The following is a 16357-nucleotide window of genomic DNA, read 5'->3' on the forward strand; positions in this document are numbered from 1 at the left end:
GAGATAGTTTATGAAGTTGCCTCTTATTGGTGCGGGCGTGGTATTGGGTTTTGCACTTTGCGGTGCTGCAATCGCTGCTGAAGCGACCGATGCCGATGCGAAGTCGGGTGCTACCGATTCCACGGTGCTGACCCAGACTCAAGACGCCAAAGTGTTGAAAAAACAGCAAGCTCAGACCACCAAAGGTGGCCGTCCTCTGGATACCACCAAAAACAATTCGCAGAAAACCTCGAATTGATGGTCTAAACGTTTTTCTGCCGGCCTCCTGATCCGATCCCGATTCGGTCAAGAGGCTGGTAACCTTGCCCCTTCGATCTGTACAGATGCCCGCACCTATGTTGTCCGCCCCCGTCGATACCTCCCGATTAGTGATCCCCGATGCCGAGCAGGTTTGCGCCTGGCTGATGGAAAATGCCGGTCTTAAGACCGTTGATCTGGAACGTGCCCGGCGTCTGGCTCAGGAATCGGCTCAAGAATCTGAAGCCGCCGAGCTGCTGGGCCTGCTGACCCGATTGGGTCTGGTCTCCGAATTTGAATTGGCCCGTGCCTGGGCTGCTCTTCTGGGTGCGCCGCTGGTGCTGGCCGAGTCCGCGCCACCGTTGCTGGACCCGTTGCCGCCGTTGACCGAGCGCTTCATGCGTCACTACCAGATCGTGCCGCTGGGCTGGAGCGATGGTGGCTTGCGCGTGCTGGCAGCCAATCCGCACCTGCTGTATCCGTTTCAGGCCGTCGCGTACGCGTGCGATGTGCCGGTCTGGCTGTCGGTTGGCCCGCGCAACGAAGTCGAAACCCTCATCGAGCGTTATTACGGTCAAGGTCGCTCAGCCATGGGCACGCTGATCGAGAACCTCGACGAAGAGGGCGGCTCGCTGGAAGACATCGAGCACCTGAAAGACATGGCGTCCGAGGCGCCGGTGATTCGTCTGGTCAACCTGATCCTGCAACGTGCCGTCGAACATCGCGCCTCCGACATCCATATCGAACCGTTTGAAAGCCAGCTCAAAGTTCGCTACCGCATTGACGGTGTCCTGCACGAGGCCGAAGCGCCGCCGTCCAGTTCATCGGCAGCGGTGATCTCCCGGGTGAAGATCATGGCCCGGCTTGATATTGCCGAGCGTCGTCTGCCTCAGGACGGGCGGATCATGCTGCGTATTCAAGGCAAAGAGCTCGACTTGCGGGTGTCCACGGTTCCCACCAGTTTTGGTGAGTCGGTGGTCATGCGTCTGCTGGATCGGCAGACCATCAATTTCGACTTCCCAAGCCTGGGCTTCGACGGCGAGCGCCTCGACGAATTTCTGGAAGTGCTGGAACGTCCTCACGGCATCCTGTTGGTGACCGGTCCGACCGGCTCCGGGAAAACCACCACGCTCTATACCGCGCTGTCCCGGCTCAACACCGCCGAACGCAAAATCATCACTGTTGAAGACCCGGTGGAGTACCAGCTCGAAGGCATCAACCAGATTCAGGTCAAACCTGCTATCGGTCTGGACTTCGCCGGAGCACTGCGCTCCATCGTGCGTCAGGACCCGGACGTGATCATGATCGGTGAGATGCGTGACCTGGAAACCTGCCGCATCGCGATTCAGTCCTCGCTCACCGGTCACCTGGTGCTCTCGACCCTGCATACCAACAGCGCTGCGGCGAGTATCACCCGTCTGTTGGACATGGGCGTCGAGAGTTATCTGATTGCTTCCACCGTGAACGGCATCCTGGCCCAGCGTCTGGTGCGTCGTCTCGATCCTGCGACCCGCGAAGCGTTTGAAGCACCGCCTGAATTAATAGAAGAGCATGGACTTGATCGTTTTACTGACGAGCGTCCAATCATGCTGTACCGTCCACGCCCCGATGCGCCCGGTGGTGGCTATCGCGGCCGTAGTGCCATCACTGAATTGCTGGTGATGAACGAAGAATTGCGCAGCCTGTTGATGCGTCATGCCGATGCGTCGACGCTGGAACAAGCGGCCCGTCGCGGTGGTTTACGGACCCTGCATGAAGAAGGTCTGCGTCAGGCAGTGGCCGGTGTCACCTCTCTTGAGGAAGTCTTGCGGGTGACCCGTGGGGAAGGTAATTGAGCCTGTTTAAATTTCGCGCCCTGGACAGCCAGGGCGTTGCGCAAAATGGCACCCTGGATGCCAAGGATCAGGACGCGGCCGTTGCCGTGCTGCAAAAGCGCGGCCTGCTGGTCCTGCAGATTGACCCTGCGGGTATGGGCGGGCTGCGTAACGCTCTCGGCCGCGGCATGCTTAATGGGGCCGCGCTGGTGAGTTTTACCCAGCAACTGGCGACCTTGCTGGGTGCCGGTCAGCCTCTGGAACGCTCGTTGGGGATTCTGCTCAAGCAGCCCGGCCAGCCGCAGACCCGGGCGTTGATCGAGCGCATTCGCGAACAGGTCAAGGCCGGTAAGCCGCTCTCGGCAGCGCTGGAAGAGGAGGGTGCGCAGTTTTCTTCTCTTTATATAAGCATGGTCCGCGCAGGCGAGGCAGGCGGTGCGCTGGAAAGCACGTTGCGCCAGCTCAGTGATTATCTGGAGCGCAGTCAGTTGCTGCGTGGCGAAGTGATCAACGCGCTGATCTACCCGGCGTTTCTGGTTGTGGGCGTGCTGGGTTCTCTGGCTTTGCTGCTGGCCTACGTGGTGCCGCAATTCGTGCCGATCTTCAAGGATCTGGGGGTGCCGATCCCGTTGATCACTGAAGTGATCCTCGGCCTGGGTGAGTTTCTAAGCGCTTACGGACTGGCGGTATTGGCCGGGTTGATCGCCTTGATCTGGCTGCTGATGGTGCGTCGCAAGGACCCGGCCCGACGTGAACGTCACGATCGTCGTCTGTTGGGTGTTCGCGTCATCGGCCCTCTGCTGCAACGGATCGAAGCCGCTCGTCTGGCGCGAACATTGGGCACACTTCTCAATAATGGCGTTGCGTTGTTACAAGCGCTGGTCATTGCTCGTCAGGTCTGTACTAATCGCGCGCTGCAAGCGCAGGTCGCGCAAGCCGCAGAGTCGGTGAAAGGTGGCGGCACCCTGGCCAGTGCCTTTGGCGCCGAGCCGCTGTTGCCGGATTTGGCCTTGCAAATGATTGAGGTCGGCGAGCAGGCGGGTGAACTGGACACCATGTTGCTCAAGGTCGCGGATGTGTTCGACATCGAGGCCAAGCGCGGCATCGACCGGATGCTCGCGGCGCTGGTACCTGCTCTGACCGTGGTCATGGCCGGGATGGTGGCGGTGATCATGCTCGCGATCATGCTGCCGTTGATGAGCCTGACCAGCAATATCTGAATTTTCGAAAGAGGAAACGATTGTGATGAGTTTCAGCCGTAAACGCTTCAAACCGGGCCGCAGACAAACCGGCTTCACCTTGCTGGAAATGCTCGCAGTTATCGTACTGCTGGGCATCGTGGCGACCATTGTTGTGCGTCAGGTCGGCGGTAACGTCGATAAGGGCAAATACGGTGCGGGCAAGGCGCAGTTGGCCAGCCTGTCGATGAAGATCGAAAGTTATGCGCTGGACGTCGGTTCGCCGCCTAAAACCCTTCAGCAATTGGTGGAGAAATCCGGCAATGCTTCCGGCTGGGCTGGCCCATATGCCAAGCCATCGGACCTCAAAGACCCGTTTGGTCACGCGTTCGGCTATCGCTTCCCGGGTCAGCACGGCACGTTTGACCTGATCTTTTTCGGCCAGGACGGCCAGGCAGGCGGCGAAGGCTACAGCGCCGACCTGGGCAACTGGGAATAATCACCGATCATGAACAGTCGTGCTGCAAGCCGTGGTTTTACCCTGATGGAAATGCTGGTGGTCATCGTGTTGATGAGTATCGCCATTGGCCTCGTAGGGTTCGGTTTACAGCAGGGCCTGAGCGCGGCGAAAGAACGCCAGACCGTGGGTCAAATGGTCAACGCGTTACGCGCGACCCGGGTCAAGGCGATTGTGACCGGGCAGCCGGCGCGGACGGTTTTTGATCTCCGGTCGAAAGCCTTCCAGGCCCCTGACCAGCGTATTCATCACTGGCCGCCGGAATTGCAGGTAACTTTGCAGACGGCTGCGGAGATGGGCTCGACTGTCGAGTTCTACCCGGACGGCGGTTCTACCGGTGGCAACCTGACTCTGGTTAATGGTGACCGGCGCTGGCGCATCGACATCGGCTGGCTGACCGGCAGCGTGCAATCCAAGGCGTTGCCATGAGCGGCGGCAGCCAAGGTGGTTTCACCTTGCTGGAAATGCTTGCAGCGCTGACCGTGATGGCGGTGTGCAGCAGCGTTTTGCTGGTGGCATTCGGGCAGAGCGCGCGGTCTTTGCAACAAGTGTCGCAGAGCGATCGCCTGACACATGCGGCGCGTACGATTCTGGATCAGGAGGCCGCCGGACCGCTGGAAAGCGGTACCCGGCAAGGTGTGCTGGCGGGCGATATAAGCTGGCAGCTGGATATACAGCAGATGCCGGGACGCAACGGTCAGGCGCGGATGTTTCGGCTGGACCTGGACGTGCGTGAACACCAGCGCCGGGCACAGTTCAGCACACTCAGGTTACGTGGCGCAGTCACCGGAGCCGGATCTTGAGACCGGCCCAGCGTGGTTTCACGCTGCTGGAAATCATGTTGGTGCTGAGCCTGCTGGGTGTTTTGCTCGTCCTGGTGGGCGGCGCGATGCTTGGCGCCAACAGGGCCGTGCTCAAGGCTCAGCGTTACACCACCAGCCTGGACGAGATGCGTGCGGCGCAGAATTTCCTGCGAGATTCCATTGGCCAGGCTTTACCGCTGGACAGTTCGGAAGACGACAGCGAAAGTAGCGGCTTTTTTGTCGGCTCAAGCCAGCGTCTGCAATTTGTTGCCACGTTGCCGGGGGAGCTGGGCGGCGGGATTCAGCTGCACACCCTTGAGGTAAAGGATCGGGAGCTGCAGGTCGCTTTCGCGCAGATTCTGAGCACCGCCGATGGCACCACTTCCAGGCCGTGGGGCGACCCGCAGGTGCTTGCGCGTAACGTTGAATCGCTGAATTTGAGCTACCGAGGGGTCACACCCAAAGGTGAGCCCACTGGCTGGATGGCCGACTGGCCCTGGCCAACGCGCTTGCCGCGAGCAGTGCGAATCGACGCGAAGCTCAACGGCCCGGTGCCATGGCTGACCGAAGTGGTCGCGTTGCGACTGGATCTGTCTGGTGGAGCGGGCGGCCAATGAGGGCGGTACCCGATAAGCAGCGCGGTGTCGCACTGCTGCTGGTGTTATGGGCTTTGGCGCTGCTCAGCCTGTTGCTCGGCAGTCTGGCCAGTTGGGTGCAACTGGAAAGTCGCCAGGCATTGTGGGCTCGGCAACACACTCAGGCGCATTTGGCAGCAGAGGCCGGTCTGGCCATGGCAGTCAAAGGTTTGAGTGACCCGCTGGAACGTAAACGCTGGATCGCCGATGGCCGGGAAGTTGCATTGCGCTTTGATGATGCGCAGTTGCGGATCCGGGTGCGAAGCGAGCGCGGCAAGCTTGATTTGAACAGCGCAGTGGCGGGTGACATCGCTCGTCTGGCCCAAGCCTGCGGAGCCGGGAAAGATCAGGCCGCGGCCATGGCCCAGGAAATTGAAAGCCGTCGCGGTTCGGGTTCGCCGCCGCTGCGGGTGATTGAAGAAGTCAGGCAATTACCAGGCATGACTCAGGCGTTGTACCGCCAGATGCTGCCGGAAGTGACCTTGTGGAGCGGGCTGGACCGACCTGAACCGGCCTTTGCATCGCCGTTGTTGCGGCGGGCCTTGAACCTGCCAAACCAGAGCGCGGTGGGTAGCGATCCGGGTGAAGTATTGATGATAGAAAGTTACGCGCAACGCCCCGGCGGTTTCCATGCCGAGCTACAGACCACTGTTTTATTGAGCCCATCGGAGGGAAGCGCACAGCCTTATCGGGTCCTGCGTTGGCAAGAATGAATCGACTATTTTCAGCGCGGCAGATGACCTTGCCTGCGCCCTTACTGGCCCTCGCCGAGCGTATCGCCCAACAGTGGCGCGGCAGCCTGCTGCAACGCGGCTGGCAATTGTGGCTGGCGGAACTGCGGGCCTGCATGCCTGAGAAACTGCAGCGGCTGTTGATTCACGACACGCCGGAGCACCTGCATGTCTGGCCATTGGTGGAACCGTTGCCGGTTCTGCCTGCAAACGTACAACAGGTTTTGCTGCTGCCGCCGTCCATGGTGCTTGTGCAAAGCCTGCAACTGCCTCTGGCCGCGGCCCGGGACCTGAACACCGTAGTCGGTTACGAGCTGGATAGATTTACGCCGTACGACGCTTCGCAGTTGTATTTTGTCGCCCGGCAGGACAAGCGTAGCGGCGCCTTTATTCAGGTCACGCTGGTGGCCATTCTGCGTGAGCGGCTGGATGCGATTCTCAATGAGTGCGCTACCCTCGGTTTGCAGCCGCACGCGGTGGATGTGGGCAGCGATCATGCGTCTCGTCTGGGGGTTGACCTGCTGCCCGCTCCGTTGCGTCCGCGACAGAAGCGCAACGGTCTGGGCCTGCAACGTAAACTCCTCTGGCTGTGCGGCGGCCTGTTGATCGTCGCCATGTTTCTCTGGCTCGACAGTCGCCAGCAATTGCTGGAAGAAATGCAAAGTACCGTCCAGGCGCAAAGAGCCCAGGTCGCGCAGATCCAGAAAATCCGCCAGCAACTGACCAATACCCGCGGTGCCGCCAGTTACCTGATCCAGCGCAAAGCCGCGCAGCCAACGTTTGCCTCGCTGCTCAACGAACTGACGGCTTGCCTGCCGCGCGACACCTGGATAGACCAACTGGAAATCAATGACAGCGCCGAAGTTTCGTTTTCCGGGCAAAGCGCCAAGGCCAGCGCCCTGATTGCCCGGGTGAAAGATTGCCACAGCCTGGACAACGCTCAATTCCAGGGTGTTATCCAGCCTGACCCACAAACCGGCAAGGATCGTTTCTCGCTGCGCGCCCATTTGCATCAGGAGGCCGCAAATGCGCCGACCACTGACCAGCCGTGAACGTCGCGGTGCTGCGCTGATCGTACTGGCGCTGGTGCTGTGCTTCGCCTATTGGCTGCTGATCGACAGTTGGTTCGCCGGGCCGCTGCGTGAAATCGATGCTCAGGCTGACCAGTTACGTGAACAGCAACAGCGCTACGCGGGCTTGCTTAGCCAGGGCAACACGCTGAAAAAACAACTGGAACAGGCCCGCAACGACCCTGCCAGTAGTACCAGCCTGTTGCCCGGCGATGATCCCAGCGCCGTGGCTGCCGATTTGATGCAGCGCATCGCGGACTTGATCAACACTCAAGCGACCACCGGTGGCGGCTGTGCCTTGACCCAGCGCATGCCGATCACGCCGGAACAGGACAGCGCCGAGCCATATCGCCAGGTCAAAGTCAGCCTGACGCTGGAATGCGCCATCGAGCCCTTGACCGCAATTCTCCATGAGCTGGAATACCAGCGACCGTTTCTGTTCGTCGATGAAATGAGCGTGCGCCGTGGCGCTGATGCGCCGAGCAAAGGCGGGGCTGGCAAGCTGGTCGCGCATCTGCTGGTCCGTGGTTATCTGCAACCGGCAGGCGTTGAAGTTGAAGAGGCGTCCGAAACTCAAGAAGCGCCTGAAACCGAGGAGGATGCCCAATGATCGGTTCATTGCGCTCCACCGAATGGGGCTTGCTCGGTCTGGCGGCCGTTCTCGGTCTGGTCATTACCGCAATTGTCAGCGGTGCTGCCAACTCACCGGACTGGTTGCCGGCACAAGCTCCGCGCTCGCAGAATGACAACGCCGGAAAAGCCCTTGTCGCCCCGAGTGCCACGCTGCAAAGCCTTGCGCCAACCTGGCAAGCCCCGCTGTTCAGTACCGACCGCACGCCGGATCGCTCGGTTGGAAAAGCTCAAGCGTCCAGTCTCGCGGGACTGACGTTGACCGGTATCATGATCGACGGCGAACTGCGGGTTGCCCTGATCAAGCGTACTGACGGACCACCGCTGAAAGTGCACCAGGGCGAGTCACTGCCCAATGGCTGGAAGCTGGAAAAGCTGACCCCTATGCAAGCCGATTTTTCTTCCGACGGTCGCACTCAAAGCCTGGCGCTACGTGCGCTGCGTTTGCCGCCGCCGTCCAAAACACCACCGATTTCTCTTCCTCGCGAGTCCACCCAGTAAATGGCTACTTCTTCAGGCGTTCGTCAATTCCCTCGCTTGCGCACTCCCATGTTGTGCCTGGCCACAGCTGTCGCCCTCGGCGGTTGTGCCTCCACGCCCAACAACTACGATCAAGACAGCGACATGTTGCGCGAGGCCCTGAACGGCACCGGCTCGCAACGTCCGCCGGTTGATCCGCGCAGTGAGCAGGTTCCGCAGGAAGCGTCGCAGCCACAACCCGCCACAGCGCCCACCCGGCAGTTGATCCGTGGCAACCAGCAATTCGTGCGCAAGCCGACGGCCGCTTCATCATCTTCAGCACCTGCCGGTCGTGATTCCGAAGTGGGTGATATCGTCTTCAACTTCACCAATCAGCCCATTGAAGCCGTGATCAACAGCATCATGGGCGACCTGCTGCACGAGAACTACAGCATTGCCCAGGGCGTTAAAGGTGATGTGAGCTTTTCGACCTCCAAGCCAGTCAACAAGCGGCAAGCGCTGTCGATCCTCGAGACGCTGCTCTCCTGGACTGACAACGCGATGATCAAGCAGGGCGATCGCTACGTGATCCTGCCTGCCAATCAGGCCGTGGCGGGCAAGCTGGTGCCTGAGATGACCGTCTCCCAGCCAGCGGCGGGTATGTCCGCACGTCTGTTCCCGCTGCGCTATATCTCCGCTACCGAGATGCAGAAACTGCTCAAGCCGTTCGCCCGTGAAAACGCGTTCCTGCTGGTTGATCCGGCACGCAACGTATTGAGCATGTCGGGTACGCCGGATGAACTGGCCAATTACCAGGACACCATCGACACCTTCGACGTTGACTGGCTCAAGGGCATGTCAGTAGGTGTATTTGGTTTGCAGCGCGCCTCGGTCGGCGAACTGATGCCGGAACTGCAAAAGATGTTCGGCCCCGACAGCGGTATGCCGTTGGCGGGCATGGTGCGTTTCCTGCCTATCGAGCGGACCAACTCCGTGGTGGCGATTTCTTCGCAGCCGGAGTACCTGCGTGAAGTCGGCGACTGGATTCGGACCATCGACGAAGGCGGCGGCAACGAGCCGCAAATGTACGTCTACGACGTGCGCAATATGAAAGCCACCGACCTCGCCAAATACCTGCGCCAGATCTACGGTAACGGCGCGATCAAGGACGATTCGGCGGCCAAGGTTGCGCCAGGACTCAGGACCCGTAGCCTGTCGTCGCTAAGCTCCGGCGGCACCTCCAATGGCATGAACAACAGCACCGGCGGTTTCGGTGGTGTGGGCGGCATGGGCGGTACCAGCAGCGGCATGGGGATGGGCAATAACCAGAACCAGGGCATGGGCAGCGGCGACGAAGAGCAAGACAGCGAAAGCAGCGAAGAAAACCTCGACAGCGAATCCGACACCAGCGCGGAGCAGGGCGGCGGCACCGGCAACACGCCCAAGGGCATCGATGCCAGCACCCGTATCACTGCGCAGAAGAGCAGCAACCAGTTGTTGGTGCGTACCCGCCCGGCGCAATGGAAGGAAATCGAAGCGGCCATCAAGCGCCTCGATAACGCACCGCTGCAAGTGCAGATCGAAACGCGGATTCTCGAAGTCAATCTGACCGGCGAACTCGACCTTGGCGTGCAATGGTATCTGGGGCGTCTGGCGGGTAACTCTGGCACCACTAACATCGCCAATGCCGCTGGCAGTCAGGGCGCATTGGGCGGCGGCGGAGTGACAGTGGGTGATTCCTCGCTGTTCTACTCGTTCGTCAGCAGCAACCTGCAGGTCGCACTGCGTGCGCTGGAAACCAACGGCCGCACCCAGGTGCTGTCCGCGCCGTCTCTGGTGGTGATGAACAACCAGCAGGCGCAGATCCAGGTCGGCGATAACATTCCGATCAGCCAGACCACGGTCAACACCACCAACTCCGATACCACCCTGAGCAGCGTCGAATACGTGCAGACTGGTGTGATTCTGGATGTGGTACCACGGATCAATCCGGGCGGCCTGGTGTACATGGACATCCAGCAGCAGGTCAGTAATGCGGACACGTCTACTATAACCGATACGCAGGCCAATCCGAGCATTTCCACCCGTTCGGTCTCGACTCAGGTTGCCGTACAAAGCGGCCAGACGGTGCTGCTTGGCGGTCTGATCAATCAGAACAATGCCGAGACCACCAGCTCGATACCGTATCTGGGCAATATTCCCGGTCTGCGCTGGTTGTTTGGCACAACCAGCAAATCCAAGGCGCGCACCGAGCTGATCGTGCTGATCACGCCCCGTGTGATCACCAGCAGCAGCCAGTCGCGTCAGGTGACGGATGATTACCGTCAGCAAATGCAGTTGCTGCGTCCGGAAAGGGTCAGCCACACCGGCATCGACGACTAACCTGTAGTCCCACTCAGCGCTGTCCTGAAGACAGGCAGCGCTCATCCGAGGTCTTGATTAATGCTGAAAGTGTTCGCCTTCATGTTGTTCGCCATGTGCGGGCTGGCTCAGGCCGCGCAGCCATTGTTGCGCGATCTGCCATTGGCTTATGTGGAGCAGGCCAGCACTGAAGTAAAAGACAAGCCTCTGGTCATCTTTTTACATGGCTACGGTGGCGATGAAACCAACCTGCTCAGCTTCACCTCGCTGATGCCGAGTGACTACAACTACCTGTCGGTGCGGGCGCCGATGAACGCAAGGGAGGAGGGCTATCAGTGGTTCACCCCGAAGCAGGATTCAGCCTATTACGACGGTGTAACGTCGGACCTTCAAAGCAGCGGGAAATTGCTGAAGCAGTTCATCGAACAGGCGACGCGCAAATACCAGACCCAGCCGTCAAAAGTCTTTCTGGTGGGCTTCAGCCAGGGCGCGATGATGAGCTACGAAGTGGCTTTGCGTGATCCCGATCTGGTGGGAGGTTTTGCAGCATTGAGTGGCCATATGCTGCCGGTGCTCAAAGCCGAGCTGAAGCCTGAGCCGACGCGGCAGAAGCTCGCAGTCTTCATCGGCCACGGCACAGCTGACACACTGATCCCGGTGCAGGGCGCGAGCGATGCCGAGGCGTACCTGAAAGCGTTGGGGCTCAAGCCGCAGTACCACGCCTATACAGGATTGCCTCATGGTGTGAATGAGACTGAGGTCAAGGATTTGGCGGGTTGGCTGGAGAAGGTTGTGACGTCTACCCGTTAGTAAACTGTTCTTTGTCTCTGACACCGCGCTGTTGCAAGGCAAGTATTGGACTGTAGGAGCTCACCGAGGTTACGAGGCCAGCGAAGGCGGTTTATCTGACACACCGCCATCGCTGGCCTCGTAACCTCGGTGAGCTCCTACAGGGTTTGGGCCAACTCAGAAAATTTTATTTTGCTTGATGAGAGCCTACTTGTTGGCGGGGCGCTGGGCTTGCATAAACGGGAAACTGCCTCGCGAACAGATCCTGTGTTCGAACCCCTAAAGGATAATATCCAGCCGCTTCAACCGCGACGCCAATGTCGTCGGTTTCAAACCCAACAACTCTGCTGCACCTCCCTTGCCGAACAACTTGCCATTACAGGCCTTGAGTGCCGCCTGCATGTTGCTTCGTTCCAGTTCTCTCACTTGAGCGTCGGTCATGATGCTCGTGGCGGAAAGCAGAGCAGGGGCGGTTTCGATTTTGTTGGGCTCATCCGGCAAGTCCATATTCAAATCCGCACCGTGAGAGGTAATGAGCGCGCGTTCGATGACGTTCTGCAACTCACGAATATTACCCGGCCATGAATAGCGCTGCAGGCGTTCGATATCGCTGTTGCGCAAGCGTCGGCCTGGCATGTTCAAGCGTTTGGCGGTCTGCTTGAGGAAGTGCGCAGCCAGCGGCGCAATGTCCATCGGCCGCTCGCGCAGGGCGGGGGACTGGATCGGAAAAACGTTCAGACGGAAATACAAATCCTCGCGGAAATGCTTGGCGGTCACCTCCTGACGCAAATCGCGATTGGTGGCCGCGATGATCCGAACGTCGACCTTACGGGTGCGTTCCTCACCCACGCGTTCGAACTGACCTTCCTGTAAAACCCGCAACAGCTTGCTCTGCAACTCCAGTGGAATCTCGCCGATTTCGTCAAGGAACAGAGTGCCGCCATCCGCCAGTTCAAAGCGTCCAACACGGTCGCGAATCGCCCCGGTAAACGCGCCGCGAATATGGCCAAAGAATTCGCTTTCAAACAACTCGGTGGGAATCGCCGCGCAGTTGACCCTGATCAGCGGGTTGGCGCTGCGTCGACTGGCTTGATGGATCGCCCGGGCAATCAACTCTTTGCCGGTGCCGGATTCGCCATTGATCAACACGCTGGCGTCGGTCGGCGCCACGACGTCGATCTGTTTGATGATCTTCAGGATCGGCTCGCTCTGGCCGACGATTTCCCGAAAGTTGTGTTCGATGTGAATCTCTTCCTGCAGATACGCGTTTTGCTCTTCAAGGCGCTGCTTGAGCACCTTGAGTTCTTCGAGCGCGTTGTGCAGTTGGTTCTCCGTAGTCCGCCGCTCGGTGATGTCGCGGAATACCACCACCGCACCGGCAATTCGACCATCGGCAATCACCGGCGTGCTGGTGAACTCAACCGGGAACGAGCTGCCATCCCGACGCCAGAAGACCTCCTGCCGACCCTCATGAACCACACCATCGCGTACCGCTTTATAAATCGGGCAGTCTTCCACCGGGTAATGGCTGCCGTCGGCGTGGGTGTGATGGTGGATGCGGTGGATGTTCTTGCCGATCATGTCGGCTGGCTCCCAACCCAGCATGCGCGCGCCAGCCGGGTTGACGAAAGTCGCCAGGCCGTCGGTATTGATGCTGTAGATACCGTCACCCACGGCGCTGAGCAGCAACTGGTTATCGCGTTCGGTTTCCTGGAACAGGTTGAGAATATTGCGCCATTCCAGCAGGCCGCCGCGCATGGTGCGCTCGGTGTGGGCCTGATCACGCTGGTACTTTTCATGGCTGGCTTCACGCATCACCAGAATCAGTTGCGGGTTGCCTTTGACCTGCAGGATGGTCGCCGACAATTCCAGCTCTATGCGCTCGCCGGTCTTGCAATTGCAGCTCAGGTCTTCAGTCCAGCCACGGCCTTTATTCATCACCGCTTGGGTAAAGACGATCAGGTCGGCCAGTTGATGACCGAACAACTTGCTGACCGGCAGTTCCAGCAGTTCCTGACGTGGATAGCCGAGCAACTTGCAGGTCGCTACATTCAGGTCGCCGAAGCGATCTGCCACAGGGTCTAGCAGGGCGATGGCCTCGGCGCAGTGCTCGAACACCATGTGCCGCGAGGAATAGGCCAGGTCGGCCCAGCCGGTCAGTGAATCTGGCTCGCTCATTACGAAGTCTCGTGATTCAGCGCTACGAAGATTCGTATTTCTACGGGAATGCGTGATCCGGCGATAGGCTCAGATAGATCCGTAAAAAACGGATCAGATTTAAATAGGCTAATTAATCAGTGACTTAGCCCACATACGCATAGCAATTTTATTTTTGGCACGGCGTTCGCTCTCTCCCTTGTGTCACCCCGGCGGTTGCAAGCCGCTGATAAAAACATGACTTACTGGAGAACGACGATATGCCAAGCGTGGACATTGCTCACTATCAAGACGGCGACTTCCTGGTCAATTACGAAGAAAAAGTCTTCGAGGACGTCAAAGCCGAACCCGGCGAAAAAGCCCTGCTCACGTTTCACACCATCGCTTTCGAAGGTTCTATCGGGCTGGTCAACATGCTCCAGGCCAAGCGTCTGCTGCGCAAAGGCTTCGAGACCAAAATCCTGTTGTACGGGCCAGGCGTGCAACTGGGTGTGCAGCGCGGCTTCCCGACCTTGGGCGCAGAAGCCTTCCCAGGCCATTTGGCAGTGAACAACCAGATCAAGGCGTTCATGGCGGAAGGCGGCGAAGTCTACGCCTGCCGTTTCGCCTTGCAGGCTCTGTACGGCCAGACCGAAAAAGCCCTGATCGAAGGTATCCGTCCCATCAATCCGCTGGACGTCATGGACCTGCGCCTGCTGATGCGCCGCGAGGGCGCGATGATTATCGATACCTGGACCGCGTAACAGAACAAGCGGTGCCTGCATGGAATGCATTCTTTGTGGGAGCGGTGCTTGCCCGCGATACATGAGACGCGGCTAGAAGACACACCGCGTTATCGTTTATCGCGGGCAAGCCTCGCTCCCACATTGGTATCTCATTTCAAATCAGATTTTTGTGTGTTGTTGATGAAAGCCTCCCAAATTTTCAGGACCTCCACCATGACCACCATCCGCGCCGCCGCCGTTCAGTTCAGCCCGGTGCTGTATTCCCGGGAAGCCACTGTCGCCAAGCTCTGCACGACCTTGCTGGCGCTGGGGCGCGAGGGCGTGCAGTTCGCGGTTTTTCCGGAAACCGTGGTGCCGTATTACCCCTATTTCTCCTTTGTCCAGCCGCCGTTCGCCATGGGCAAGGAACACCTGAAACTCCTTGAGCAATCCGTAACGGTGCCTTCCGACGTGACCCGACAGATCGGTGAGGCTTGTCGTGAGGCTGGAATCGTCGCGTCTATCGGCGTCAATGAGCGCGATGGCGGTACGCTCTACAACGCGCAGTTGTTATTCGATGCAGACGGCACGCTGATTCAGCACCGGCGCAAAATCACCCCGACGTACCACGAGCGCATGGTCTGGGGGCAGGGCGATGGGTCCGGGTTGCGCGCCGTGGACAGCGCCGTCGGACGCATCGGCTCGCTGGCCTGCTGGGAGCATTACAACCCGCTGGCCCGCTACGCGCTGATGGCCGATGGCGAGCAGATTCATGTGGCGATGTTTCCCGGCTCGTTGGTCGGGGACATTTTTGCCGAACAGATTGAAGTCACCATTCGCCATCACGCCCTTGAATCAGGTTGCTTCGTGGTCAACGCCACAGCCTGGCTGGACGCCGATCAGCAAGGGCAAATCATGCAGGACACCGGCTGCGCTCTGGCGCCGATTTCCGGCGGCTGCTTCACGGCCATTGTCTCGCCGGAAGGCAAATTGCTCGGCGAGCCGCTGCGTTCGGAGGAAGGCTGGGTGATTGCCGATCTGGACTTTGCCTTGATCGACAAGCGTAAACGCATGATGGATTCGGTGGGGCATTACAGCCGGCCGGAGCTGCTCAGCCTGCTGATTGACCGCACGCCCACCGCTCATGTGCACGAACGCGCAGCGCAGTTGAAAACCGAGGAGCTTGCCCATGCAGACCAATGAATTGCTGGCCGAGCTGCAATGTCACGGGGTGCGCTGGCCCGCTGCGCAGAACGGTCTGTCGCGGCAGGGCGGAGCAGGGCCGTCGGACCACAAGGCGCTGAGTTTCGGCAGCAGGACCATGATGGTGCCGATCCTCAATCAGGCCTCTCAGGATTCTCCGTATCAGGCGCAACCCAGTGAAGATGGCAGCCAGGCGCTGATTTTTCGTCAGGGTCTGCAGGTCGGTCAGGTACAGATGCCGGGCGTGCCGAAGTTTTACGGGTTGAGCACCGATGACGGCATTCCGTACTGGAAAATCGCCACTTTGCACAGCAGCGATGTGCTCGCAACGACCGTTCTGCAGCATTGCATTCGTTTCAATGATCGCGGCACTTCTTGCCAGTTCTGCGCCATCGGCCAATCCCTGGCAGCAGGTAAAACCATTGCCCGCAAACGTCCGCAACAACTGGCGGCGGTTGCCAAGGCGGCGGTTGAGCTGGATGGCGTCAAACACATGGTGATGACCACCGGTACGCCACAAACGCCTGATCGCGGCGCAGCGATTCTGTGTGAGTCCGCCGCTGCAGTGACGGCAGCAGTCGATCTGCCGATTCAGGCGCAATGCGAGCCGCCGGACGAAGACGCCTGGTTCATGCGACTGCGCGACAGTGGAGTCGCGTCCTTAGGCATGCACCTGGAAGCAGTCACTGACGAGGTTCGTCAGCGGATCATGCCCGGCAAGGCCGAAGTGCCCCTCACGCGTTATTTCGAAGCCTTCAGCGCGGCGGTCGAGGTGTTCGGTCGCGGTCAGGTCAGCACATACATCCTTGCCGGACTGGGCGACAGCGAAGCGGCGATCACCGAGATGAGCGAGCGTTTGTGCGAATTGGGCGTGTACCCGTTCGTTGTGCCTTTTGTACCCATAGACGGCACGCCACTGGCCCGTCATCCCAAACCCGACAGCGCCATGATGGCCCGCTTGTACCCGCAGATCGGCGCCAGCCTGCGTCGTCACGGTTTGCATTCCGAACAGATCAACGCCGGTTGCGCCAAGTGCGGCGCGTGCTCGGCACTGAAGAACTACGAGTAA

Annotated in this window: 17 protein-coding genes; 16 read left to right on the plus strand and 1 reads right to left on the minus strand. The window is 59.5% G+C overall.

The features are described 5' to 3' along the window. Positions 1-10 precede the first annotated feature (10 nt). From CKW31_RS19545 to CKW31_RS19605, 13 genes are all read left to right on the plus strand, one after another. Entirely contained in the window at positions 11-238 is a 228-nt protein-coding gene (locus CKW31_RS19545) for a hypothetical protein (RefSeq protein WP_095098746.1), read from the plus strand. 97 nt (positions 239-335) lie between these two features. Next, entirely contained in the window at positions 336-2072 is a 1737-nt protein-coding gene (gene gspE, locus CKW31_RS19550; RefSeq protein WP_176469923.1) for a type II secretion system ATPase GspE, read from the plus strand. After that, complete coding sequence (gene gspF, locus CKW31_RS19555) at positions 2069-3271, plus strand: type II secretion system inner membrane protein GspF (RefSeq protein WP_095098752.1); 1203 nt, start codon at positions 2069-2071, stop codon at positions 3269-3271. The genes gspE and gspF overlap by 4 nt, the downstream gene beginning before the upstream one ends. 25 nt (positions 3272-3296) lie before the next feature. Next, positions 3297-3728 carry a type II secretion system major pseudopilin GspG gene (gene gspG / locus CKW31_RS19560; protein ID WP_095098755.1) on the plus strand — a complete coding sequence of 144 codons (432 nt, stop codon included), beginning with the start codon at positions 3297-3299 and terminating at the stop codon, positions 3726-3728. Between the two features lie 9 nt (positions 3729-3737). Next, positions 3738-4175 carry a GspH/FimT family pseudopilin gene (locus CKW31_RS19565; protein ID WP_080238180.1) on the plus strand — a complete coding sequence of 146 codons (438 nt, stop codon included), beginning with the start codon at positions 3738-3740 and terminating at the stop codon, positions 4173-4175. Next, positions 4172-4549, plus strand: coding sequence for a type II secretion system protein (locus CKW31_RS19570; RefSeq protein ID WP_095098758.1), 378 nt, complete (start codon positions 4172-4174; stop codon positions 4547-4549). The genes CKW31_RS19565 and CKW31_RS19570 overlap by 4 nt, the downstream gene beginning before the upstream one ends. After that, on the plus strand, positions 4546-5166 hold the full coding sequence (locus CKW31_RS19575; RefSeq protein ID WP_095098760.1) for a prepilin-type N-terminal cleavage/methylation domain-containing protein: 621 nt from the start codon (positions 4546-4548) through the stop codon (positions 5164-5166). The genes CKW31_RS19570 and CKW31_RS19575 overlap by 4 nt, the downstream gene beginning before the upstream one ends. After that, positions 5163-5897, plus strand: a complete 735-nt coding sequence (locus CKW31_RS19580) for a type II secretion system protein GspK (RefSeq protein ID WP_095098762.1) — start codon at positions 5163-5165, stop codon at positions 5895-5897. Before CKW31_RS19575 ends, CKW31_RS19580 begins: the two co-directional genes overlap by 4 nt. Continuing rightward, a complete protein-coding gene (locus tag CKW31_RS19585) occupies positions 5894-6967 on the plus strand; it encodes a PilN domain-containing protein (RefSeq protein WP_095098765.1) in 1074 nt (357 codons plus the stop codon). Before CKW31_RS19580 ends, CKW31_RS19585 begins: the two co-directional genes overlap by 4 nt. Then, a complete protein-coding gene (gene gspM, locus CKW31_RS19590; RefSeq protein WP_095098767.1) occupies positions 6942-7595 on the plus strand; it encodes a type II secretion system protein GspM in 654 nt (217 codons plus the stop codon). The genes CKW31_RS19585 and gspM overlap by 26 nt, the downstream gene beginning before the upstream one ends. Then, on the plus strand, positions 7592-8116 hold the full coding sequence (locus tag CKW31_RS19595; protein WP_095098769.1) for a general secretion pathway protein GspN: 525 nt from the start codon (positions 7592-7594) through the stop codon (positions 8114-8116). Before gspM ends, CKW31_RS19595 begins: the two co-directional genes overlap by 4 nt. Further along, positions 8117-10456 (plus strand): type II secretion system secretin GspD, encoded by a 2340-nt coding sequence (gspD, locus tag CKW31_RS19600; protein WP_176469924.1) that lies wholly within the window; start codon positions 8117-8119, stop codon positions 10454-10456. Positions 10457-10516: 60 nt separating this feature from the next. Beyond that, complete coding sequence (locus CKW31_RS19605; RefSeq protein ID WP_095098774.1) at positions 10517-11245, plus strand: alpha/beta hydrolase; 729 nt, start codon at positions 10517-10519, stop codon at positions 11243-11245. A gap of 258 nt (positions 11246-11503) precedes the next feature. Here CKW31_RS19605 and CKW31_RS19610 read toward each other — a convergent pair whose 3' ends face one another. After that, positions 11504-13402: a sigma 54-interacting transcriptional regulator gene (locus tag CKW31_RS19610; RefSeq protein WP_095098776.1), complete on the minus strand. Its 1899-nt coding sequence runs from the start codon at positions 13400-13402 to the stop codon at positions 11504-11506. A gap of 239 nt (positions 13403-13641) precedes the next feature. Between CKW31_RS19610 and CKW31_RS19615 the strand changes: the two genes are divergently transcribed. From CKW31_RS19615 to CKW31_RS19625, 3 genes are all read left to right on the plus strand, one after another. Beyond that, positions 13642-14124 carry an MSMEG_0572/Sll0783 family nitrogen starvation response protein gene (locus CKW31_RS19615; RefSeq protein ID WP_087263801.1) on the plus strand — a complete coding sequence of 161 codons (483 nt, stop codon included), beginning with the start codon at positions 13642-13644 and terminating at the stop codon, positions 14122-14124. Between the two features lie 195 nt (positions 14125-14319). After that, positions 14320-15288 carry a Nit6803 family nitrilase gene (locus tag CKW31_RS19620; protein WP_095098778.1) on the plus strand — a complete coding sequence of 323 codons (969 nt, stop codon included), beginning with the start codon at positions 14320-14322 and terminating at the stop codon, positions 15286-15288. Beyond that, complete coding sequence (locus CKW31_RS19625) at positions 15275-16357, plus strand: MSMEG_0568 family radical SAM protein (protein WP_095098780.1); 1083 nt, start codon at positions 15275-15277, stop codon at positions 16355-16357. Before CKW31_RS19620 ends, CKW31_RS19625 begins: the two co-directional genes overlap by 14 nt.

This window comes from Pseudomonas sp. Irchel 3A5, assembly GCF_900187575.1.
Classification (GTDB): Bacteria; Pseudomonadota; Gammaproteobacteria; order Pseudomonadales; family Pseudomonadaceae; genus Aquipseudomonas; species Aquipseudomonas folii.

Excerpts from the sequence above, each read along its gene's own strand:
- CKW31_RS19545 (WP_095098746.1), top strand. The coding sequence starts at position 11 with ATGAAGTTGCCTCTTATTGGTGCGGGCGTGGTATTGGGTTTTGCACTT.
- gspE (WP_176469923.1), top strand. The coding sequence starts at position 336 with ATGTTGTCCGCCCCCGTCGATACCTCCCGATTAGTGATCCCCGATGCC.
- gspG (WP_095098755.1), top strand. The coding sequence starts at position 3,297 with ATGAGTTTCAGCCGTAAACGCTTCAAACCGGGCCGCAGACAAACCGGC.
- CKW31_RS19565 (WP_080238180.1), top strand. The coding sequence starts at position 3,738 with ATGAACAGTCGTGCTGCAAGCCGTGGTTTTACCCTGATGGAAATGCTG.
- CKW31_RS19570 (WP_095098758.1), top strand. The coding sequence starts at position 4,172 with ATGAGCGGCGGCAGCCAAGGTGGTTTCACCTTGCTGGAAATGCTTGCA.
- CKW31_RS19580 (WP_095098762.1), top strand. The coding sequence starts at position 5,163 with ATGAGGGCGGTACCCGATAAGCAGCGCGGTGTCGCACTGCTGCTGGTG.
- CKW31_RS19585 (WP_095098765.1), top strand. The coding sequence starts at position 5,894 with ATGAATCGACTATTTTCAGCGCGGCAGATGACCTTGCCTGCGCCCTTA.
- gspM (WP_095098767.1), top strand. The coding sequence starts at position 6,942 with ATGCGCCGACCACTGACCAGCCGTGAACGTCGCGGTGCTGCGCTGATC.
- CKW31_RS19595 (WP_095098769.1), top strand. The coding sequence starts at position 7,592 with ATGATCGGTTCATTGCGCTCCACCGAATGGGGCTTGCTCGGTCTGGCG.
- gspD (WP_176469924.1), top strand. The coding sequence starts at position 8,117 with ATGGCTACTTCTTCAGGCGTTCGTCAATTCCCTCGCTTGCGCACTCCC.
- CKW31_RS19605 (WP_095098774.1), top strand. The coding sequence starts at position 10,517 with ATGCTGAAAGTGTTCGCCTTCATGTTGTTCGCCATGTGCGGGCTGGCT.
- CKW31_RS19610 (WP_095098776.1), bottom strand. The coding sequence starts at position 13,402 with ATGAGCGAGCCAGATTCACTGACCGGCTGGGCCGACCTGGCCTATTCC.
- CKW31_RS19615 (WP_087263801.1), top strand. The coding sequence starts at position 13,642 with ATGCCAAGCGTGGACATTGCTCACTATCAAGACGGCGACTTCCTGGTC.
- CKW31_RS19620 (WP_095098778.1), top strand. The coding sequence starts at position 14,320 with ATGACCACCATCCGCGCCGCCGCCGTTCAGTTCAGCCCGGTGCTGTAT.
- CKW31_RS19625 (WP_095098780.1), top strand. The coding sequence starts at position 15,275 with ATGCAGACCAATGAATTGCTGGCCGAGCTGCAATGTCACGGGGTGCGC.